Genomic DNA, 15,414 nt, shown 5'->3' with positions numbered 1-15,414 from the left:
AGAGAATGGGACGTCCGCCAATTTCGACCATCGGCTTCGGTTTGGTTTCCGTCTCTTCAGCTAACCTGGTCCCGAGACCGCCCGCCAGAATGACCGCTTTCATTTTATGAGGTCTTTTCCCATTTTGATGATGACCTACGCGCTGCTCGAGACTGGTTCGCAGTTACTGACGCCCCGCCGCAACGCCCGGCTTCTAACATAGCATGCAATCGCGGCGCCAGGGCATACATCGCAAAAACCCAAAGCGGTGACGCGCTGCGGGGATGAGGCCCGCCGACCCTCCCCCTCTGGGGGAGACGCTGACAGGCGCGCTGCTTGCCGGCGGCGCGCGAGAGGGCTAGGGTCGCACGGTTTTTTTTGCTGTAAAATGACGCTCCCTTTCCACGCACGCAGGGTTTCATGAGCTTCATCGCCGACCGCCTCGGCCGCATCAGCCCGAGCCAGACCATCGCCATCTCCACCAAGGCGCGCGCGCTCAAAGCCGCCGGGCGCGACATCATCAGCCTCTCCGCCGGCGAGCCCGATTTCGACACCCCGCCCAACATCAAGGCCGCCGCCATCCGCGCGATCGAGGCGGGCGAGACGAAATATACCGATGTCGCCGGAACCCAAGCGCTCCGCGCCGCGATCGCGGCCAAATTCCGCGCCGATTCCGGGCTCGAGTACAAACCCGAGGAGATCATCGTCGGCACCGGCGGCAAGCAGGTGATCTATAACGCCATGGTCGCGACGCTAAACCCGGGCGATGAGGCGATCATCCCAACCCCGTGCTGGGTGAGCTATCCCGATATCGTAGCGCTCGCCGACGGCACGCCGGTTCCGGTGCCGTGCAGCCAGAATAGCGGCTTCAAGCTCCGCGCCGAAGACCTCGAGCAAGCGATCACGGCGCGGACCAAATGGTTTTTCCTCAACAGCCCCTGCAATCCGACCGGCGCCGCCTATTCGGCGGAGGAATTGCGGCCGATCTGCGAAGTCTTGCTGCGCCACCCGAACGTCTGGATCTTCACGGACGATATCTACGAAAAACTCGCCTATGACGGGTTCCGCCCCGCAACCATCGCCGCCGTCGAGCCGCGGCTCAAATCGCGTACGGTGACGATGAATGGCTGCTCGAAAGCCTATGCCATGACCGGCTGGCGCATCGGCTATGCCGGGGCGCCGCGCGAGTTGATCAAGGCGATGGACACGCTGCAGAGCCAATCCACCTCTAACCCCTCCTCGATCAGCCAGGCAGCGGCGCTGGAAGCGCTTTCTGGGCCGCAGGAGTCGATCGCGGCGATGGTCAAGGTCTATCAAGAGCGGCGCGATCTCGTCGTCGCCATGCTGAACGCGGCGCCAGGCATTGCCTGCCATAAGCCGGAAGGCGCGTTTTATGTTTATCCCGCGATCCATGGCTGCCTCGGCAAGAAAACCCGCACCGGCACCGCGATCGAGAGCGACGAGGTTTTCGTCACCGCCCTCCTGGAAGAAGAAGGGGTCGCGGCGGTGCATGGCGCGGCATTCCTCTATCCCGGCTATATCCGCATCAGCTACGCGACCTCGACCGAGGCACTGCGCGAGGCCTGCACGCGCATCCAGCGCTTCTGCCAGGGTCTTTCCTAACTTTGAGCCCGCCGCTCGCCGAGCGTCTGACCCGCGTGCCCACCGCCGCCACCGCGGCGATGACGGCGCGCGCGCGCGCCTTGCGTGAGGGCGGCGCCGATGTCATCGCGCTCTCGATCGGCGAGCCCGATTTCGCAACCCCGCCGCACGCGATCGCAGCGGCGGAAGCAGCGGCGCGGCGCGGCGAGACCAAATACCCGCCGCAGGACGGCACGCGGGCGCTGAAAGAGGCCATCCAGCGCAAATTCCGGCGCGATCAGGGGCTCGACTACGCGCTCGATGAGATCATGGTCGGCAATGGCGGCAAGCAGGTGATTTTCGACGCTCTGATGGCCGCCGTCGATCCCGGAGCGGAGGTCGTCATCCCGGCGCCCTATTGGGCCTCTTATGCGCTGATGGCGGAACTCGCCGGCGGGCGGGTGGTTCCGGTCTCTTGCCCGGAAAATGCCGGTTTTCATCTGCGCGCCGAGGATCTCGCGCAAGCAATCACGCCCCGCTCCCGGCTTCTGATCCTGAATTTTCCCAATAACCCGACCGGCGCTGCCTGCGGGCCGGAGGAGATGGCGGCGATCGGACGGGTGTTGCTCGATCATCCCGATGTCTGGGTGCTGGCCGACGATATTTACGAGCATTTGCTCTATGACGGGTTCCGCTATGTCACGCTCGCCGCCGCCGAACCCCGGCTCCGCGAGCGGGTGGTGACGGTCTCGGGCGTCTCCAAGACCTATGCCATGACCGGCTGGCGGATCGGGTTCTGCGCCGGGCCGCGGCCCTTGATCCGCGCCATGGTCAACATGCAGGGCCAGGCGACGGCCGGCGTCTCCAGCATCGGCCAGGCGGCGGCGGCGGCCGCCCTTGACGGGCCGCAGGATTTTCTTGCGGAACAGCTCGCGACCTATCGCCGCCGCCGCGATCTTCTCCTCGATCTGCTCAGCGCGGCGCCAGGCATCACCTGTCATAAGCCCGAGGGCGCGTTCTATCTCTATCCCAACATCGCTGGCTGTATCGGCCGCCGCAGCGCAGCCGGGCGGGAGATCGCGAACGATACCGATTTCGCCCTCGCCTTGCTCGAGGAACAGCATGTCGCGGTGGTGCAGGGGGCGGCGTTCGGCATGAGCCCTTATGTCCGCGTGAGCTATGCGACCTCGGAGGCGGCGCTGGAGACGGCGGGACAGCGCATCATCCGCTTTTGTCAGGGCTTGCGCTGATCCGGGGCGAACCCCGCGCCGAATTGCGCATCCGCCCGGCCCAGGACGACGATGCCGCCGGGATTGCCGCGCTGGCGGCGGCGGTCGCGGCGGAATTCCCGGGTGCTACGGCCGCGGCGCGTTCAATCCCGGATTTGCGCGAAGGCGGTGTTTTCATCGCCGTCGAAGGAGGGCAGGTGGTCGGGCTCGCCGCCATCGCGCCCTTTGACGCCGATGGCACGTTCGAGATCCGCGATCTTCTGGTCACTCCGGCAGTGCGCCGGCATGGGTTGGCGGCACGGCTGCTCGCGGCCGCCGAAGGGTGGGTGCCGGAGGCGCGGCGCCTGGTTTTGTGGTGCGACACCCGGGCGGATGCGGCGCAGCGATTTTTCGAAAAACACTCGTTCCTGCGCGATGGCCCGATCCGTGTCGATGCCGGCCAGACGTTGGCTTTCGGCTATGCCAAGCCGGCCGCCGGCATCGCGGCCGCCGAGCTCGACGCCGCCGCCGCGTCGTCTGCCGATCGCCGTCTCGGCGATATCCTGGCCGCCGCCGCCGCCGAGGACGAGGCGGTGCCGCTCGCCTCGCCGGCCGAGGCGCGGCGTTATTGGCGCGGGGTTTCGGCCGAGGTCGCTGGCGGCCAGAGAATTCTCATCGCCGGCTGGGTCGATGGCGTGCTCGCGGGTTCGGTGCAGCTCGATATCAACACCCCGCCTTATCAGGACCACCGCGCCGAGGTGCAGCATCTGCTGATCCTGCCGGGCTATCGCGGCGGCGGCCTCGCGCAGGCCTTGATGCGGGCGGTGGAGGCGGCGGCGCGGCGGCATGGGCGACGGCTTTTGACGTTGAACGCGATCGCCGGCAGCGCGGCGGAGGCGCTGGCGCGCCGCCTTGATTGGCGCGAAGGCGGACGTATCCCGGGATTCAGCGTCACCGCGCGGGGTGTATCCTATGATGCTTTGTTTTTCTGGAAGGAAGCATAGAGACTCTTCTTTTTCTGAAGAAAAAGAAGCAAAAAGACTTTTTCCCCGTTCCCTTGGAGCAGCGAGCCTCCTCGGAGTGGACAGTGCCGTTGGCACTGCCCAACAGAGAAAAGTTTTTTTGGTTCTTTTTTTCAAAAAAGAACGAGTCTTTCCTACGCGAAAAACCCCAAAAATGCGTCTCTTATCGCCTCCGGCGCTTCCTCGGCGAGGTAGTGGCCGCAATCGACCGGCCCGCCGCTGACTGGGCCGGCGGCAAATTCGCGCCACACCGCGAGCGGGTCATAGAGCCGCCCGACGAAATTGCGTGCCCCCCAGAGCGCGAGCAGGGGGCAGCGGATTTTCTCCCCGGCCGCGCGGCTTTCGCGATCATGCACGAGATCGATGGTGGCGGCGGCGCGGTAATCCTCGCACATGCCGGTGATCATCGCCGGATCGCGGGCGGCGGCGAGATAATCCGCCGCCGCCTCGGGGGTAAAAAACGCCGGCATCTGGTCGGCGCCGCGCGTTACATGGGCCTTGAACCAAAGCTCAGGCGCGACGTTGATCAGGGCTTCGGGAAACGGGTGCGGCTGCGCGAACCAGAACCAATGATAATAGCCGAGCGCGAAGCGCATGTCGGTGCGTTCGAAATGGGCGAGGGTCGGGATGATGTCGAGAACAGCGAGGCGGGTGACGCGATCGGGACAATCAAGCGCGAGACGATGGGCGACGCGGGCGCCGCGATCGTGGCTGCCGACCGGGAAGCGCTCATGCCCGAGCCCGGCCATCAGCTCGGCCATGTCGCGCGCCATTGCGCGTTTGGCGTAAGGCGTGTGATCGGCGCTTGCCGGCGGCTTGAAGCTGCCGCCATAGCCGCGGAGATCAGGGCAGATCACCTCGAACCGCGCCGCCAAGGCGGGGGCGATTTTCGACCACATCATATGGGTCTCGGGGTTGCCGTGCAGCAAAAGCAAGGGCGGGCCGTTGCCGCCGCGGCGAAGCCGCAGCCGCCCGCCCGAAACCTCGCGCCATTCGAGATGAAACCCGGCAAACTCCATCGCCCCCTCCCGGTTTGCGGCCCTCTCTTGCATGAGCGCCGGACTTGGCCTGAATTCGGGGCATAGTTCGCGCCAAACCGCAAGAGGAGACGCCATGCGCCCCGTCCTCACTCGTTTCGTCCTCACTCGTTTCGTCGTCGTCCCGCTCGCTCTCGCCGGCGCCGCGATTAGCCGCCCAGCCTCGGCGCAATACAGCGTCCCCGATGCGCAGATCAGCGATCCGATGGCGCAGTTCGATGCCGGGCTTGCCTTTGAATATGGCCGTGGCGTCGCGCCGGATGACGAGAAAGCGGTGGCGTGGTTCGAGAAATCCGCGGCCCAGGGCTATGCCCCGGCGGAAACCGCGCTCGGCGTCGCCTATGCCGAGGGGCGCGGGGTCGAGGCCGATGACGCGAAAGCCGCCGCCTGGTTCGCGAAAGCAGCGGCGCAGGATGACGCCAAGGGCGAATTCAATCTCGGCGTCGCTTATGCGCATGGCCGCGGCGTCGAAGCCGATGACGCGAAAGCCGCCGCCTGGTTCGCGAAAGCGGCAGCGCATGGCGACCCGCAAGCGGAGTTCAATCTCGGCCTCGCTTATGCGCGCGGCCGTGGCGAGACGCAGGATTACGGGCAAGCGCTGGCGTGGTTCCGCAAAGCCGCCGATCAGGGCGATCTCGATGCCGCCGCCGCGCTCGGCATCGCTTATGCGCGCGGCCATGGCGTCGCCGAGGACGACGCGGCCGCCTATCAATGGTACGCGATCGCGCAATCTGGCGCCGAGGAGGGGAGCGACGCCTATCTTCGCGCAACGCGGGCGCTGCAGATTCTCGCCGAGCGCCTAACCCCGGAGCAAACCCGCGAGGCGGAGGCGAAAGCCGCGGCCTGGCGCGCGCAGCATAAAGCCGCCAGCCCCTGACGCTAACGGCTCAGCCGTCGACGTGGACTTTAAGCAGGAAGGTCATCGTATTTTTCGGCATCTCCTCGCTGAACGGGGCAAAGCTGGTCGCGCGCACGGTGTCGAGCGCGAGTTTGTCGATCAGGCTGATGCCGCTCGATTTATTGACCGCGACATTGTTCATGTGCCCGTCCGGGGTGAGAGTGATCGCAACGGTGGTATCGCCGGAGAGGTTAAGCGCGCTGATCGCCGAGGTGACGTGCAGATTGTTTTGCACCCGGTTGCGGAGATCGGCGGCGTATTTTTGCAGCGCCGTGAGGTTCTGGCCGGCGGACGCGGGGGCCGACGGTGGTGGTGGCGGCTTGTTGGGCTCTTCCTTCGCGGCTTCGGTCTTCGGTTGCGGCGGCGGCGGCGCGGCTTTCTGCGCTGTCTTGACCGGATGGGGTGGCGGGGGCTGGCGCGCGGCGATCGGCGGCGGCGGCGGCACAAAGAAGGGGCTATCGGCCTGCGGCGGCGGCGGCTGGTCGGGCGCCGGCGGGGGTGGCGCGACCTCGGCTTGCGGCTCTGGCGGCGCGTTGGGCTGCGGCGGCGTCAGCGTATCGGGCGGCGGCGGGGGGTTTGCGGCGTCAGGGGGGGTGACTTCCGGCACCGCCTGCAATTCCGGGAGCGGCGCCGGCAAGGTGACGGCGTGGACCTCCATCGGATGCGGATTGTTCGGCTCGGGGGAAATTTCCACCACCCGCGCGCCTAGCCAGACGACGATCGCAAGTTCCGAGGCCGCTGCCAGCAGCAGGGCGAGCACGAACCGGCCGCGCCGGCCGCTATCGGGCAGGAACGGCAGCGAGGCGTAACTGCCCCATGGCCCGGCCTCGGGCAACTCCGGCAGCCGCGGCGCTGTCATCTGCGCGCTCACTTATTTCCCCGCCGGCGGAACCGGCTCAGACCCGCCGCCGCCCGGCTGCGTCGCAACCCCAAGGCTGGTGACGCCGGCCTTGCGCACCGCGTCCATGACATGGACGAACGCCTCGAACGGCGCCGCTTTGTCGCTCGCGATGGTGATCACGGTCTTCTCGGGATTGCCGTCATTCTTGATCATGTCGGTGAGCTGATCGAGGCTCATCGCCTGGCCCTTTACAGTGACGGAACCATCCTGCTGGACGTTCACCGTGAATTCCGGGCGCGGCAGATGGTCCGCCTGGCTCGAGGTCGGGAGCTGCAGCGTCTGCCCGGCGTCGGGGATCATCTGCAAGGTCACGATGATGAAGAACACCAGGAGGAACAGCATCACGTCGATCATCGGAATGATCTCGACGCGGCCGCGCCGTTCCTCGAAATAGCGAAGCTTTCGCGCCATCGTTTGCCGCCTTACGCCGTCTGCAACGCGGGTTTGATGACGGTTTTCTGGGTCGTCTGGCCGAGCGGGACCATCGGCGCGCCGTCGAGCCGGTTCATGATCATCGTCTTCAGCGAGTCGAGCTGATGCATGATCATGCGGATCTGGCTGTTGAGGCCATTATAGGTGAGCAAGCCGAGCATCGCGATGAAGATGCCCGAGGCCGTCGCGACCAGCGCGTCCGCGACGCCGCCGGTCACCGCCGTCGGCGCTTGGCCGGGGGTCGCCAGCACCCCGAAGGCGTGAAACATGCCGAGGATGGTGCCGAACAGGCCGAGCAGTGGCGCGAGAGTGATGATGGTGTCGAGAATCCAAAGCCGCCGGTCAAATTGCGGCGCCATCAGCAGGATCGCCTCCTCGAGGCGGTTGGCGAGGGCTTCGCCTTTGGTTTTGTCGGCGTGCCGCAATGCGGTCTCGAGCAGCACCGCTTCCGGCAGCTTGCCCGCGCTCCGGCGCAGCATCTCGAGCTCCGGCTGGGTCAAAGCGCCGGTGCGCGCGACCGCGAGCACGACGCGGGTGCCACCGATCAGGGTACGGCGGAGATACCAGAAGCGGTCGATGATCACCGCGAGTTCGACGAGCAGCAATGCCGCGAGCGCGTAGATCACGCCGTCGGAGTAGTTGGCGATGTGGATGAGATAGTCGAAATTCATGATGGTTGCCTTCGCTGCCTGCCGTGGCGAAACCGCGCCCGGGTTGCCGCGGCACCCGAACGCGGACCTGCGTTCGGGTGCTTTGTAGCCGCTCTCAAACGGCAGTTGTGTGATCGATTGGTGTCAGTTCAGTGACCGTTACATGACAACCTGGTCGCGATTGCGTAATTGCATTCTCTCAGAAGCTCAGCGCGATCTGACCATAAGCCGTCAGCGGGGCGCCGGGTAAGCCGAGGATACCGGAGGCGGCGGCGGGGCCGAAATAATCGCCGGCGGAGTCGAGATATTCATAGATGTTGAAGCGGTTATTCGTGAAGTTCAGCACGGTCAGGGATATATCAAGCGTCTTGCCAAAGCCGGCGACCGAGAAGGGCTGTTTCACGTCGATCGAGGCGTTCAGGGTCTGATAAGCGCCCATCGTCGTATTCGTGGGCGCGCCAGTGATATTGTTGAAGTAATATTGCGGACCGGTGAACTGCCACCAGAAGCTCGGCTTCACCGCGGTGCTGCCGATGAGATAGGTATAATCGACGCCGAGATTGAGCGTCGTGTCCGGAACATACGGCACATGCGAGCCGTTGAAATTCGAGCCGCCGATCACGTCATAGCTGGTATAAAGGGCATTCATGATCGCGCCGTTGAAGAACGTGTGCACCGTGGAAAACGGGTTATCGTCCATCGCGATGTTGACGCCCTTATATTCCGACGTGCCAACCGTCGTGATTTCGTTGCCGTTGACATTGAGCGCGATATTGGCGGCCTGATCCGCGAGGCGGAGATCAAAATAATTGACGTCGAGGAGGAAATTTTTCACGTAATAATCAGGATCGTTGAATTTCACTTTCGCCCCGATCTGCCAATATTGCGCGAGTTCGAGCTTGGGCTCGGTCGCGACGGTCACCGGAAAAGCCTGGAAATAGCCACCACCGCCGCCGACGGACGGGGTCTGATAGGATTCCTCGTAATTGCCGTAGAGCGCGAGCCATTTGAGCGCTTGATAATTCACGTTCACGCCCGGCTCGATGCCGGTCCAGCTCGCGTGCTGCGATCCGAACCCGCCCTGATCGGTGCCGGTCGCATTGGGGAACGCGCCATACTGGCCGGCGCCATTCGCGTATTGCAGCGTGTCGTCGACGAAGCGAATGCTCGGCGTGATGTGAAGCTGCGAGAAGGGATGAATATCGTCTTGGAGGAAGATCGCCGCATCACCGCTATAAAAATTGCCGAATCGGTAATTCCCATTGGGCGCATACTGGCTGCCATAATAAGGCGCGTCCGGGCTCCAGAAAGAATTTATGGTCTGATAGAGGCCATAGATATAATAAGCGCCGTAATCGACGGTGTTATAAGGAAGCGTGGTCGTGAACCACATCTTGTCGCCGAGCGTCCAGTTATCCGGCGTGTTCATCTCATATAACTGATTGTAATTTGGTTGGAAATTGTTGAAATCGGAATGCAAACGTTTTTCATCGCTATACCAAGTCATGTTATGGAACGTGGTGTAGTCGTCCAGATGAATATTCTGTTTCGCATAAACCGTCGCGAACTGATTTTGGTCGAATTTGGCCCAGACCTGGGGATCAAGGGCCGCGAAAAAATTCGCCTTCTCGTTGTAGAGCGGTCCCGCCGCCCCCGCGCCATTCACGCTGACACCCGCCATCGGGCTCACCGGGATGACATTGGGGCGATAGCCGCCACCCTGGGCGATGTAGCCGCCGAAAGAGACGTCACCATCACTGAAATTCTTCACGGTCTTGACGTAGAAAGCGTAATTTTCCGCAGGGCTGTCGAAGCCATTCTGCGAGGTGCGGAAATCATTGCCCTCGCCGATGCCGCCGGCGATCACCGTCGACCAGCCGCCGATATTGCCGGTGCGGATGTCGAAATTCAGGTTGACGGTGTCATAGCTGCCATAGCTCGCAACAATATCGGCGCCCGCCTTCGCGGTCGGCTGGATCGGCGTGAACTCGATCGTGCCGCCGGTGGTGTCATACCAGCGATCCTTCGCGTCACCGGGACCGTAGCCGACATCGATGTTCTGGATCATGCCAATCTGCGGCACCGAAGCCGAAGCCCAAAGACCGGTCGCGACATTGTTCATCGGCACGCCGTCGAAGGTCATCATCAGATTGTTGTTGGCGGTCTGACCGCCGAAGCCGCCCCAGCCATTGGCAAGACCATCGAGCGAAACATTGTATTTCGTCGAACCGGTGTTGCCATAACCGACGACCTGCGCGCCCGGCGCCAAGCCGATCGCCTGCGCGCCACCACCCATCGGCCCGACCGATTGCAATTGCTGCTGATCGAGAACCCGGGTGGTCTGGCCGGACTCAAAAAGCTGCTGCTGCGTCGGCGGCACCGTCGCGCCCGGCACCGGCGCCGCGCTGGTCCCGCCCCCGCCCGCCGCATTGACCGAGCCGGCATTCACCACACCGCTGACACCCCCGGCATTCTGCGCAAGCTGCGTGTCATCATCCGACACCAATGGCAACGGCGCCGGATTGCCGCCGCCATTGCTGATCGTGCCGGTAACGACCTGCGCCAATGCCGCATGGCCGGCAAGCAGCGTGGACGCCATGAGCAACAGAGAAGGCGCGCGCCGCGCCAAAGCCGGGGTCAAATGCATGATCGTCTTTCCTGGTGCGCGAAGAGGTAGGGTCGGGTTCAGCGCCAGGGATTAACGGAACGTAACCCCGCGCAACGCGCACAGAATTGTGACAATAAGTTCACAAAATCGTGTTCATACAAATGAAAGAAAAATGTCGTCATAATGAAGGCAAATAGACATAAATTTGTCATAAATAAAGTTTCGCCATCGCGCGGCAGATGATGACATATTTCTTTCAAGCATCGAGAGGGCAGGCAGCGAGCGGCCACGCCGCCGGAAAAATCCGCGAAGTCTCGGAAAACACCTGGCAACGCCGTGCCCCGCCTGATACTGACGAGACTCTCATCCTTATCCCGAAGCAAAAAAGGGGAAACATCTTGAAGCATCTTCTTTTCGGCGCGCTTTTCGCGCTCGCCGGCGTTCTCGTTCACCTCGCGCCGGCAAACGCGGCGGATATGCCCAACCATGTCGTCCGGCGCAGCATCACCATCGCCGCGCCGCCGGCGAAAGTCTGGAACATCATCCAGAATTTCGGCGATCTCACCTGGTTCAGCGCGGTGAAAACCTCGAACGCCGACAAGGGCAATGCCCCGGGCTCGGTGCGCCATCTCGACCTCGGCGGCCCGGTGCTGATCGAGCAATTGGAAAAATATAACGCTGCCAAGATGACCTATACCTACCGGATCACCGACGATCCCGGCAACGTCAAGGTCGTCCCGGTCAGCCATTACCGCTCTACCATCACCGTCAAACCCGGCAAGAACGGGGGCTCCACCGTCACCTGGGTGGGGCATTTCCAGCGCGGCTCGGCCGACGCCAATCCCCCCGCCGGCATGGACGACGCCGCCGCCATCAAAGCCGTGACCGGAATCTACGAAGGCGCGCTCGCCGATCTCAAGAAAAAGGCGGAAGCGAACTGAGGAAAGCGGTTCTTTTTTGAAAAAAAGAACCAAAAAACCTTTGTCCCGGGGGCAGTGCCTATGGCACTGCCTTCTGCTGTGAGGCCGCTTTCGCCAGATCGCTAATCCGCCGCGCCATCGCCGCAACACCATTGCCGCGATTGGTCGAAAGCGCCCCGATCAGCCCCCACGCCGTGAGAAAATCGGCGTTGGTGGCCAGAATCTCCTCGGGGGTCCGACCCGAATAAACCCGCAGCAAAAGCGCAACCAGGCCGGCAACGATCGCCGCATCCGACGCGCCGGCAAAATAGAGCCGGCCCGCCCGCATCACCGCCGCCAGCCAAACCTTGCTCTGGCAGCCCTGAACACGATGCGCGTCATCCTGCCAGGCGGCGGGAAACGGCGGCAATGTGCGGCCAAGATCGATGATGTGGTGATAGCGCTCCATCCAATCATCGAACACCGCCAACTCATCGCCGATCGCAGCGATGGCCTCGGCAGCGCTCGCTTCCTCGGGGACGAAGAAAGGGTCTTCTGGCATCGCCCGCATGTGCGAGCGATGCCGCCATCCGTCAAGCCGCCCGTGGCCTCAACGCGCCGCGAGCCCGCAAAGCGCGGCAAGACGCGGCTCTCCCATGACCAGCGCCATCAGCCCCATCGCCATGCAGGCGAATGACCACGGCAGATCGAAATTGATCCAGACCCGCGCCAAGGCGCGCAACCCGATGGTGCGCCCAAGCACCACCGCGATCGCCGAGGATGCCGCGAGCAGCGTCGCGCTCATCACCAGAGCGATGAGAAAAGCGGCGCCGAGATCATGCGTAAGACGCGCCAGCGGGTCGAGGCGAAGGCGGAAATAGACCGGCTCGCGCCAGATCAGATCAATCAGCGTCGCCAGCATCATCAAGGGTGAACCGCAATGGGTGAGCGACATCAGGAACGACCAGCGCAACGCCCGGCGCGGCGGAATGCGAGCGAGAAACCGCGGATGGCGCGGGCGCAGAGACTTGAAAAGGCCGAATCCCACCATCGCCGCGCCGATCGCCGGCATCAGCGGCGCCGGATCGCGCAGGACGAGCGCGATGAACGCCGCAACCGGCGCTAATACGACGACGATCGCGAGAAAATGGCCGAACGCATAGCGCGCGGCAACGCTAAACGGCGCCAGCGCCCGCCGCGTCTCGAGCCCGCGCGCCAGCGCCGGCAACCAACCCATCGGCGGGTTGCAGCCCTGAAACACCCCCATCGCCACCACCATCAGCCAGAGCAGGCCTGCCGGCATGTCAGGGCATCAGATCAGGCAGACGCGAAGCAGAAACTCTCGGTCGAGCAATCACCCCCTTCGAGCCGCACCTGATGGGCACGATAGCCGGCCGGGAAGGCGAGCAGGAAATCGCGATCCGCCGTCAGCCCGCCATCGCGCCCGGCCCGCGCCATGGCCATCTGGCCGGGCACGCCTCCCGGATAAAATTGATCATCCCAGGTGCTGTAGAGCGAATTGGTCCAATAAACCCGCTCGCCGTCGCGGCTGATCTCGATCATCTGCGGGCCGCCATGATAGGGCGTGCCATCGGCATAGGGGGTTCGGGCGGCAATGCCGCCGACCCGGATCGAGCCGGCGAGTTTTGGCGCGAACGGATCAGCCACGTCATATTGCCGCAATTCCCCGGTGCCCCAGCAGGCAACGTAGAGAAAGCGGTCATCGAGTGAGAGATCGATATCGGTGACCAGGGGCGGGACGGCGCCAAAGCCTTTGAGAAGCTCGGGCAATTTCGTGGGATCGGCGGGTTCTGGCGGAATAGTCGCGGTCTTGCGGGCATGAAATTGGCCACCCTCGCGCCACCACGTCCAGATCGACCCTTCAAGATTGGTGGTATCGACGACGACGCCGAGAAACCCATAATCCTTGGTCGGCTCATGCGCGGGGCGTACCTCCAACGCCATCTGATGGTTGGCGCCGAGATCGATGGTCTGCAAATGCCGGCGGCCGCGCAAATCCCAGAAATGCAGCTTATGGCCATATCGGTTGGCAAGGAGAGCCTCCGGAACGAGGCCGTTTTCGAACAAGGGCGGCAGGCCCCATTCGCTGGACACCAGGTAATCATGCGGCATGTTCCACCAGAAATCGTAATGCGCGAACTGGTCGCCGCGCTCGATCTCCCATTGCCCGCGGAGTTCGAAGCTCTCGCAATCAAGCAGGAAAATCCCCGCCGGACCCTCATCGCCGCGCGCCCCCTTGCCGCCGAGGGCGCTGATATAAATGCCTTCCGGGCCGCAATGGACGGTATGCGGCCGGGAATAGCCTGTTTTGTGAAGCAGTTCCGCGGGTTCGATCACCTTGACGATCCGCGCCGCCCGCGGCTCGGGCTTGGTGTCAATGATATAGAGCCGCGAGGAGCGGATGCCGGGGACGATCAGATAGCGGCGCTCGGTGAACGGGTGCCCGCCGGTCGGGCACAGCATGGAGCTGCAGGCATTCCAGCCGTAATGGTGCAATTCGTCGCCGATATGGGGCAACTCGACCTTGTGGACCAATTGCCGATAGGTCTTCGATCCCGGATCGAGATCGACGACACCGAGCGCATCCCCGGCGGCGCCATCGGTGCGCAAGAGCGCGACATAGCCGATGCCCTCTCGGGGCGCCGCCATTGCGAGCTTCGCCGAAGGGTAGAAGGTGGGATCGGGTCGGAAATCTCCCATGGTGCGCTGTCCTCCGATGATATTTTGGCGTTTTTTTGGGTTTTGCGGTCTCGACAGGTTCGGCGTGTCGACGCGCGGCATCTCCGGGCAAGATCGCAGCGGCGGTTCAGCGTTCCCCCCTCCCCGCCAAGAGTCAAATGGAAAATCGCCCGCGAACGCCCCGCCGCCGCCGCCCGCGCAAGCGGTCTTCCGCGTTGGCACGATCGGGCTTAGGATCGCGCCATGTCCTTCGCCCTTCCCTTGCCCGACTGGATGCCCGGCTGGGTGCCGATCGCCCTGCTGGTGCCAGCACTTCTCTATCTTCTTGCCTTCCTCTTCATGCCGTTCAGCGTTATCGGCGTGAAAACCCGCCTCGAGGCGCTGGAAGCCCGGCTCGACGAGCTGCAAGGGGAATTGCGCAGCCTGACGCTCCGGCTCCCCGAGCCGACACGCGGCCCGGGCGCCGAGGAGTTCTCGCTCTATGCCGGCCCGGCGGCGCGCCGTGAAGCAGCGCCGCCAACCGCATCACCGCCGATCCCGCCACCGCCGCTGCGCGCCGGCGACCCCAGCGTGGAGCCGCGCGGTCAGTTCGCCTCGCCCGGCCGCCCCGTCCGCGCCGAACCCCGGCTCGACTGGCCGCATTAGCCATCACCGCCGCGCAAGGAACCCTGATGCGGATCAGCGTCGTCCAGATGAATCCCGGCGATGACAAAGCCGCCAATATCGCCGCCGCCGAACGCCTGATCGCGGCGTGCGTCGCCGAGGACCGGCCCGACCTCGTGAGCCTTCCCGAGATGTGGACCTCGCTCGGCGGCTCGCGCGAGACGCGGCAGCGGAATGCGGAGCCCTTGCCCGCGCCCGGCGAGACTGGCGGTGCGGCCTATGAGGCGCTCCGCGCCCTCGCCCGCCGCCATCATATCTTCGTCCATGGCGGCTCGCTGGCCGAAGCCGCCGAGGGGAGGCTTTTCAACACCACCGTCGTTTTCGACCGCGACGGGCGCGAAATCGCCCGCTACCGCAAGCGCCATCTTTTCGATATCCAGACCCCGGACGGCACCGGCTATCGCGAAAGCGCGACCTACGGCCACGGGACAGATATCGTCACCACCGGCCTCGGCCCGCTCACCGCCGGGCTCTCGATCTGCTATGATATCCGCTTTCCCGAGCACTATCTCGCGTTGCGCCGCGCCGGCGCCGATATCATTTTCGTCCCCTCGGCCTTCACCCTGCAAACCGGCAAGGATCATTGGGAGGTCTTGCTCCGCGCCCGCGCGATCGAAACCCAGTGCTGGATCGTCGCCGCCGCGACCTGCGGCCGCCATGAGGAACGCGGCGAGGCGCGCTTCACCTATGGCCATTCCCTGATCGCCGACCCTTGGGGGCAGGTGGTGGCGATGGCGCCGGACGGGGAAGGCTTCGCGACCGCCCGCATCGATCCCGCGCGAACCGAGCGGATCCGGCGCGATATGCCCGTGCTCTCGCATCGGCGCCCCGGGTGA

General features: G+C 64.1%; 16 protein-coding genes. 7 read left to right on the top strand and 9 right to left on the bottom strand.

Translation table 11 applies throughout. The annotated features are described in order from the left end of the window. Positions 1–103 (bottom strand): sugar phosphate nucleotidyltransferase (locus ACP5M5_RS09570; RefSeq protein ID WP_427936908.1); only part of this gene is annotated, 103 nt, incomplete at its 3' end. A 296-nt stretch (positions 104–399) separates the two neighbouring features. Here ACP5M5_RS09570 and ACP5M5_RS09565 point away from each other — a divergent pair. Genes ACP5M5_RS09565 through ACP5M5_RS09555 form a run of 3 tightly spaced genes read left to right on the top strand, consistent with a single transcriptional unit; the run spans position 400 to position 3,772 of the window. Next, on the top strand, positions 400–1,602 hold the full coding sequence (locus tag ACP5M5_RS09565) for a pyridoxal phosphate-dependent aminotransferase (RefSeq protein WP_427936904.1): 1,203 nt from the start codon (positions 400–402) through the stop codon (positions 1,600–1,602). Between the two features lie 59 nt (positions 1,603–1,661). After that, a complete protein-coding gene (locus ACP5M5_RS09560) occupies positions 1,662–2,810 on the top strand; it encodes a pyridoxal phosphate-dependent aminotransferase (RefSeq protein ID WP_427936907.1) in 1,149 nt (382 codons plus the stop codon). Then, positions 2,792–3,772, top strand: a complete 981-nt coding sequence (locus ACP5M5_RS09555; protein WP_427936903.1) for a GNAT family N-acetyltransferase — start codon at positions 2,792–2,794, stop codon at positions 3,770–3,772. Before ACP5M5_RS09560 ends, ACP5M5_RS09555 begins: the two co-directional genes overlap by 19 nt. Positions 3,773–3,924: 152 nt before the next feature. On the opposite strand, the gene ACP5M5_RS09550 is transcribed toward ACP5M5_RS09555, so the two are convergent. Beyond that, positions 3,925–4,809, bottom strand: coding sequence for an alpha/beta fold hydrolase (locus ACP5M5_RS09550; RefSeq protein WP_427936902.1), 885 nt, complete (start codon positions 4,807–4,809; stop codon positions 3,925–3,927). Between the two features lie 94 nt (positions 4,810–4,903). On the opposite strand from ACP5M5_RS09550, the gene ACP5M5_RS09545 reads away from it, so the two are divergent. Beyond that, complete coding sequence (locus ACP5M5_RS09545; RefSeq protein WP_427936901.1) at positions 4,904–5,704, top strand: tetratricopeptide repeat protein; 801 nt, start codon at positions 4,904–4,906, stop codon at positions 5,702–5,704. A gap of 10 nt (positions 5,705–5,714) precedes the next feature. Here ACP5M5_RS09545 and ACP5M5_RS09540 read toward each other — a convergent pair whose 3' ends face one another. From ACP5M5_RS09540 to ACP5M5_RS09525, 4 genes are all read right to left on the bottom strand, one after another. Then, positions 5,715–6,584 carry a TonB family protein gene (locus ACP5M5_RS09540; protein ID WP_427936900.1) on the bottom strand — a complete coding sequence of 290 codons (870 nt, stop codon included), beginning with the start codon at positions 6,582–6,584 and terminating at the stop codon, positions 5,715–5,717. 12 nt (positions 6,585–6,596) lie between these two features. After that, entirely contained in the window at positions 6,597–7,037 is a 441-nt protein-coding gene (locus tag ACP5M5_RS09535) for an ExbD/TolR family protein (protein WP_427936899.1), read from the bottom strand. 11 nt (positions 7,038–7,048) lie between these two features. Further along, on the bottom strand, positions 7,049–7,729 hold the full coding sequence (locus ACP5M5_RS09530) for a MotA/TolQ/ExbB proton channel family protein (protein ID WP_114913475.1): 681 nt from the start codon (positions 7,727–7,729) through the stop codon (positions 7,049–7,051). 178 nt (positions 7,730–7,907) lie between these two features. Continuing rightward, positions 7,908–10,355 carry a TonB-dependent receptor gene (locus ACP5M5_RS09525; protein WP_427936898.1) on the bottom strand — a complete coding sequence of 816 codons (2,448 nt, stop codon included), beginning with the start codon at positions 10,353–10,355 and terminating at the stop codon, positions 7,908–7,910. Between the two features lie 359 nt (positions 10,356–10,714). Here ACP5M5_RS09525 and ACP5M5_RS09520 point away from each other — a divergent pair, with 359 nt between their 5' ends. After that, positions 10,715–11,257, top strand: a complete 543-nt coding sequence (locus tag ACP5M5_RS09520; RefSeq protein WP_427936897.1) for an SRPBCC family protein — start codon at positions 10,715–10,717, stop codon at positions 11,255–11,257. A gap of 58 nt (positions 11,258–11,315) precedes the next feature. On the opposite strand, the gene ACP5M5_RS09515 is transcribed toward ACP5M5_RS09520, so the two are convergent. Genes ACP5M5_RS09515 through ACP5M5_RS09505 form a run of 3 tightly spaced genes read right to left on the bottom strand, consistent with a single transcriptional unit; the run spans position 11,316 to position 13,936 of the window. Then, on the bottom strand, positions 11,316–11,777 hold the full coding sequence (locus ACP5M5_RS09515; protein WP_427936906.1) for a SufE family protein: 462 nt from the start codon (positions 11,775–11,777) through the stop codon (positions 11,316–11,318). Between the two features lie 48 nt (positions 11,778–11,825). Next, positions 11,826–12,518, bottom strand: a complete 693-nt coding sequence (locus ACP5M5_RS09510) for a hypothetical protein (RefSeq protein ID WP_427936896.1) — start codon at positions 12,516–12,518, stop codon at positions 11,826–11,828. A gap of 14 nt (positions 12,519–12,532) precedes the next feature. Next, positions 12,533–13,936 (bottom strand): selenium-binding protein SBP56-related protein, encoded by a 1,404-nt coding sequence (locus tag ACP5M5_RS09505; RefSeq protein WP_427936895.1) that lies wholly within the window; start codon positions 13,934–13,936, stop codon positions 12,533–12,535. Positions 13,937–14,158: 222 nt separating this feature from the next. Between ACP5M5_RS09505 and ACP5M5_RS09500 the strand changes: the two genes are divergently transcribed. Continuing rightward, positions 14,159–14,560: a hypothetical protein gene (locus ACP5M5_RS09500; protein ID WP_427936894.1), complete on the top strand. Its 402-nt coding sequence runs from the start codon at positions 14,159–14,161 to the stop codon at positions 14,558–14,560. A 26-nt stretch (positions 14,561–14,586) separates the two neighbouring features. After that, positions 14,587–15,414 (top strand): carbon-nitrogen hydrolase family protein, encoded by an 828-nt coding sequence (locus tag ACP5M5_RS09495; RefSeq protein ID WP_427936893.1) that lies wholly within the window; start codon positions 14,587–14,589, stop codon positions 15,412–15,414.

It is taken from the genome of Acidibrevibacterium sp., assembly GCF_049965395.1.
Classification (GTDB): Bacteria; Pseudomonadota; Alphaproteobacteria; order Acetobacterales; family Acetobacteraceae; genus Acidibrevibacterium; species Acidibrevibacterium fodinaquatile.
Note: the sequence above shows the minus strand (reverse complement) of the source record. Positions and strands in the feature narration are given on the sequence as shown.

Bases quoted from the DNA above. Each gene is read 5' to 3' on its own strand.
- ACP5M5_RS09495 (WP_427936893.1), top strand. From the start codon at position 14,587: ATGCGGATCAGCGTCGTCCAGATGAATCCCGGCGATGACAAAGCCGCC.
- ACP5M5_RS09545 (WP_427936901.1), top strand. From the start codon at position 4,904: ATGCGCCCCGTCCTCACTCGTTTCGTCCTCACTCGTTTCGTCGTCGTC.
- ACP5M5_RS09515 (WP_427936906.1), bottom strand. From the start codon at position 11,777: ATGCCAGAAGACCCTTTCTTCGTCCCCGAGGAAGCGAGCGCTGCCGAG.
- ACP5M5_RS09565 (WP_427936904.1), top strand. From the start codon at position 400: ATGAGCTTCATCGCCGACCGCCTCGGCCGCATCAGCCCGAGCCAGACC.
- ACP5M5_RS09560 (WP_427936907.1), top strand. From the start codon at position 1,662: ATGACGGCGCGCGCGCGCGCCTTGCGTGAGGGCGGCGCCGATGTCATC.
- ACP5M5_RS09530 (WP_114913475.1), bottom strand. From the start codon at position 7,729: ATGAATTTCGACTATCTCATCCACATCGCCAACTACTCCGACGGCGTG.
- ACP5M5_RS09550 (WP_427936902.1), bottom strand. From the start codon at position 4,809: ATGGAGTTTGCCGGGTTTCATCTCGAATGGCGCGAGGTTTCGGGCGGG.
- ACP5M5_RS09540 (WP_427936900.1), bottom strand. From the start codon at position 6,584: ATGACAGCGCCGCGGCTGCCGGAGTTGCCCGAGGCCGGGCCATGGGGC.
- ACP5M5_RS09505 (WP_427936895.1), bottom strand. From the start codon at position 13,936: ATGGGAGATTTCCGACCCGATCCCACCTTCTACCCTTCGGCGAAGCTC.
- ACP5M5_RS09535 (WP_427936899.1), bottom strand. From the start codon at position 7,037: ATGGCGCGAAAGCTTCGCTATTTCGAGGAACGGCGCGGCCGCGTCGAG.
- ACP5M5_RS09510 (WP_427936896.1), bottom strand. From the start codon at position 12,518: ATGCCGGCAGGCCTGCTCTGGCTGATGGTGGTGGCGATGGGGGTGTTT.
- ACP5M5_RS09525 (WP_427936898.1), bottom strand. From the start codon at position 10,355: ATGCATTTGACCCCGGCTTTGGCGCGGCGCGCGCCTTCTCTGTTGCTC.
- ACP5M5_RS09500 (WP_427936894.1), top strand. From the start codon at position 14,159: ATGTCCTTCGCCCTTCCCTTGCCCGACTGGATGCCCGGCTGGGTGCCG.